At 72.5% G+C, this 3667-nt stretch carries 3 protein-coding genes; all 3 read left to right on the forward strand.

Annotation, left to right across the window (positions count from 1 at the left end; genetic code table 11):
• Positions 1-1818: GMC oxidoreductase (locus ACFE67_RS14470; protein WP_375407576.1), on the forward strand; the 1818-nt coding region annotated here is incomplete at its 5' end.
• A complete protein-coding gene (locus ACFE67_RS14475) occupies positions 1815-2564 on the forward strand; it encodes a ThuA domain-containing protein (RefSeq protein ID WP_375407577.1) in 750 nt (249 codons plus the stop codon). The genes ACFE67_RS14470 and ACFE67_RS14475, both read left to right, overlap by 4 nt.
• On the forward strand, positions 2561-3571 hold the full coding sequence (locus tag ACFE67_RS14480; RefSeq protein ID WP_375407578.1) for a sugar phosphate isomerase/epimerase family protein: 1011 nt from the start codon (positions 2561-2563) through the stop codon (positions 3569-3571). The genes ACFE67_RS14475 and ACFE67_RS14480 overlap by 4 nt, the downstream gene beginning before the upstream one ends.
• Positions 3572-3667 lie beyond the last annotated feature (96 nt).

Genomic DNA, 3667 nt, shown 5'->3' on the forward strand with positions numbered 1-3667 from the left:
GACGATCCGGCTGCGGCCGACGGGATCGCCGCGCTCGTCCGGGTGAGCTTCGAGGGGTACTACGCGGCGCGGCCCGGCGCCCGCCCCGAAGGTCTCGACGCCGTCGGCTTCGATCCGGTACCGCCGGGCGTGATACCGATCGAGCCCGCACCGCTCCCCACGATCGGCAGCCGTGAGGTGCGGCGCTCCTACGACGCGATCGTCATCGGCAGCGGCCCGGGCGGCGGTGTCGCCGCCGCACTGCTCGCCGAGGCGGGCAGGTCGGTCCTCCTCGTCGAACGCGCGCCGGCCACCACGAACGCCGCGCTCCGCGGCGATCACCTGCACGGGAAGCGGAACGCGGTCTACAACCCGTCCGCGGGTCCCGGGCCCGGTCACCCGCGGGAGCTGCGCCTGTCCGACGGCGGCCGCGCGACGATCGACGGCACCGGCGACGCCTGGCTGTACGGCCTGAACGCGATGACGCTCGGCGGCGGGACCCGGCTCTGGCAGGGCATGGCGTGGCGCTTCCTGCCCGAGGACTTCCGGATGCGCACCCTCCACGGCGAGCCCGAGGGCGCGAGCCTGGCGGACTGGCCGATCGACTACGACGACCTCGAGCCGTACTACTCCCGCGCGGAGCAGGAGCTCGGGGTCGCGGGCGAGGAGGGCGGTTTGACCCGCAGGACCCGCCGCTCCGCCGGCTACCCGATGCCCGCGATGGGTACGGAACCGGCCCGGGAGCTGCTCGGGCACGCCGCCGACGCGCTCGGCTGGGGCTGGGGACCGATCCCGCTCGCGATCAACAGCGTGCCGCACGCCGGCCGCGCCGCCTGCGTGCGCTGCCCGCAGTGCTGCGGGCACGCCTGCCCGGTCGATGCGAAGAACGGGTCGCAGAACACGTTCGTACCACGCGCGCTGGCGACCGGCAGGTGCGAGCTGCTGCAGGACGCCGAGGTGGTGGAGGTGCGCGACGGCGCCGACCGCGCCGCCGTCACGATCATGGCCGACGCCTCCGGAACGCCCGTCGAGCTGACCGTGGACGCGGAGGTCGTGGTGGTCTCCGCGGGTGCCGTCGAGACACCGCGCCTGCTCCTCGCCTCCGGGATCGGCGACCAGACGATGGGCCGGTACCTGCACGACCACCGGTTCGTCACGGTCCTCGGGCGCACCGACTCCCCCGTGAAGCCGTACCTCGGGCCGGGCCACTCGGTCGCGACGCTCGACCACGTGCACGGCTCGACGATCCCGTGGGGCGGCGGGGTGCTCGTCGACCTGATGAGCCTGCTGCCGCTGACCTCGGCGCTGAACCCGGAGCCCGGCGTGCCCGCGTGGGGTGCCGAGCACACCCGGTGGATGCGGGACGGCCGGCGCTTCGGCTTCGGCGTCTTCGGCATGGGGCAGGAGATCCCGCACGTCGACTCCGGGGTGACGCTGTCCCCCTCCACCCGCGACCGCTGGGGCCGCCCGGTCGCCTCGCTCGCGAAGCGCGTGCATCCCGCCTCGGTGGCGGTCGAGCAGGGCATGGCCGCGCAGGGTGCGCGCTGGCTCGAGGCCGCCGGGGCGCGCGCCGTGCACCGGCAGATGGACGCCCCGTCCGCATCCGCCGCTGGCGAGCACTCATGCGGTACCGCGAGAATGGGTCGCGATCCAACCTCGAGCGCGACCGACATGTTCGGCCGCCCGTGGGGCACCCGGAGGATCGTGGTCTGCGACGCGTCGCTGCACCCGACCAACGGCAGCGTCAACCCGACGCTGACGATCGTGGCGAACGCGATGCGCGTCGCCGAGCACCTGGTGTCGTCCTGGCCGGCGACCACCGCAGGAAGGACCACATGACCCGCAGCGCACTCGTCGTCCGAGGGGGTTGGGACGGGCACATGCCCGTGGAGACCACCGACTTCTTCGTCCCGTTCCTCGAGGAGCACGGCTTCTCGGTCGTGATCGAGGACTCGCCCGACGTCTACGGCGACGCGGAGCGGATGGCCGGCGTCGATCTGATCGTGCAGGTCGTCACGATGTCGACGATCAGCACGGAGGCGCTCGCCGGCCTGATCGCCGCGGTCCGCGCCGGCACCGGCCTGGTCGGCTGGCACGGCGGGATCGCCGACTCGTACCGCGACAGCGCCGACTACCTCCAGCTGATCGGCGGCCAGTTCGCCCACCACGCGGCGATCGCCCCTCCGGAGCAGCTGTCCGGCGAGCAGGCCGACAACTACCAGGAGTACACGACCGAGATCACCGAGCTGGGCCGCTCGCACCCCGTGACCGCGGGGGTCGACGACTTCACGCTCACGACCGAGCAGTACTGGGTGCTGTCCGACGCCTACAACGAGGTGCTCGCCACCACGACCCAGGCGAAGCGCGACTTCGACGCGTGGGACCGCCCCGTCACCTTCCCCGCCGTCTGGACCCGGCACTGGGGCGAGGGCCGCATCGTGGTGTCGACCGCCGGCCACCGCCTCGAGATCGTGCAGGACCCGTCGGTGCGCCGCATCATCGAGCAGGGCATGCTGTGGGCGGCGCGGGGCGCCGCCCAGGATCAGCACGACGCAGCGAGGAACGAAGAAGGAGGAGCGCGATGACGCGACCCGTCACCCTGTTCACCGGCCAGTGGGCCGACCTGCCGTTCGAGGAGGTGGCGCGGCTCGCGGGCGAGTGGGGCTACGACGGCCTGGAGATCGCGTCCTGGGGGGATCACCTCGACGTCGTCCGCGCGGCCGAGGACCCCGACTACGTCGCGGACCGGAAGGCGATCCTCGAGAAGAACGGCCTCAAGGTCTGGACGATCTCGAACCACCTGCTCGGGCAGGCGGTCTGCGACTCCCCCATCGACGAACGGCACCGCGACATCCTGTCCGACCGGGTGTGGGGCGACGGTGACCCCGAGGGCGTGCGGCAGCGCGCGGCAGCGGAGATGATCACGACCGCGAAGGCCGCGAAGGCGATGGGCGTATCGACGGTCACCGGGTTCACCGGCTCGTCGATCTGGCACGCGGTCGGGATGTTCCCGCCCGCCTCCGGCGCCTTCATCCAGCGGGGCTTCGACGACTTCGTCACCCGGTGGACCCCGATCCTCGACGCGTTCCAGGAGCAGGGCGTCCGCTTCGCGCTGGAGGTGCACCCGAGCGAGATCGCGTACGACTACTGGACCGCGAAGCGGGCCGTGGAGGCGATCGACCACCCGGCCTTCGGGTTCAACTTCGACCCGTCGCACTTCGTGTGGCAGCAGCTCGACCCGTCGATGTTCCTGCAGGACTTCGCGGACCGGATCTTCCACGTGCACTGCAAGGAGTCGGTGACGCACCTCGACGGCCGCAACGGCCGGCTGGGCAGCCACCTGCCGTGGGCGGATCCGCGGCGCGGCTGGGACTTCGTCTCGGTGGGCCACGGCGAGGTGCCGTGGGAGCGGATCTTCCGCACCTTGAACGCGATCGGCTACGACGGCCCGACGAGCGTCGAGTGGGAGGACGCGGGCATGGAGCGCACGCAGGGCGCCCCCGAGGCGCTCGAGATCGTCCGGAGGCTGAACGCGATCCAACCGCCTGCCGCCGCGTTCGACGCAGCGTTCTCGACGAAGCAGGAAGCATGACGCTGAACGTGGCCGTGGCCGGCTACGCCTTCATGGGCCGCGTCCACACCTCCGGCTGGGCGCAGGCCGCGAAGTTCTTCGGCACGCCCGCGCGGG

Origin of the sequence: uncultured Amnibacterium sp., from assembly GCF_964244015.1 — a bacterium.
Lineage (GTDB): Bacteria > Actinomycetota > Actinomycetes > Actinomycetales > Microbacteriaceae > Amnibacterium.

What these genes read in the sequence shown, in the direction of transcription:
- ACFE67_RS14475 (WP_375407577.1), top strand. Translation starts at nt 1,815, where the DNA reads ATGACCCGCAGCGCACTCGTCGTCCGAGGGGGTTGGGACGGGCACATG.
- ACFE67_RS14480 (WP_375407578.1), top strand. Translation starts at nt 2,561, where the DNA reads ATGACGCGACCCGTCACCCTGTTCACCGGCCAGTGGGCCGACCTGCCG.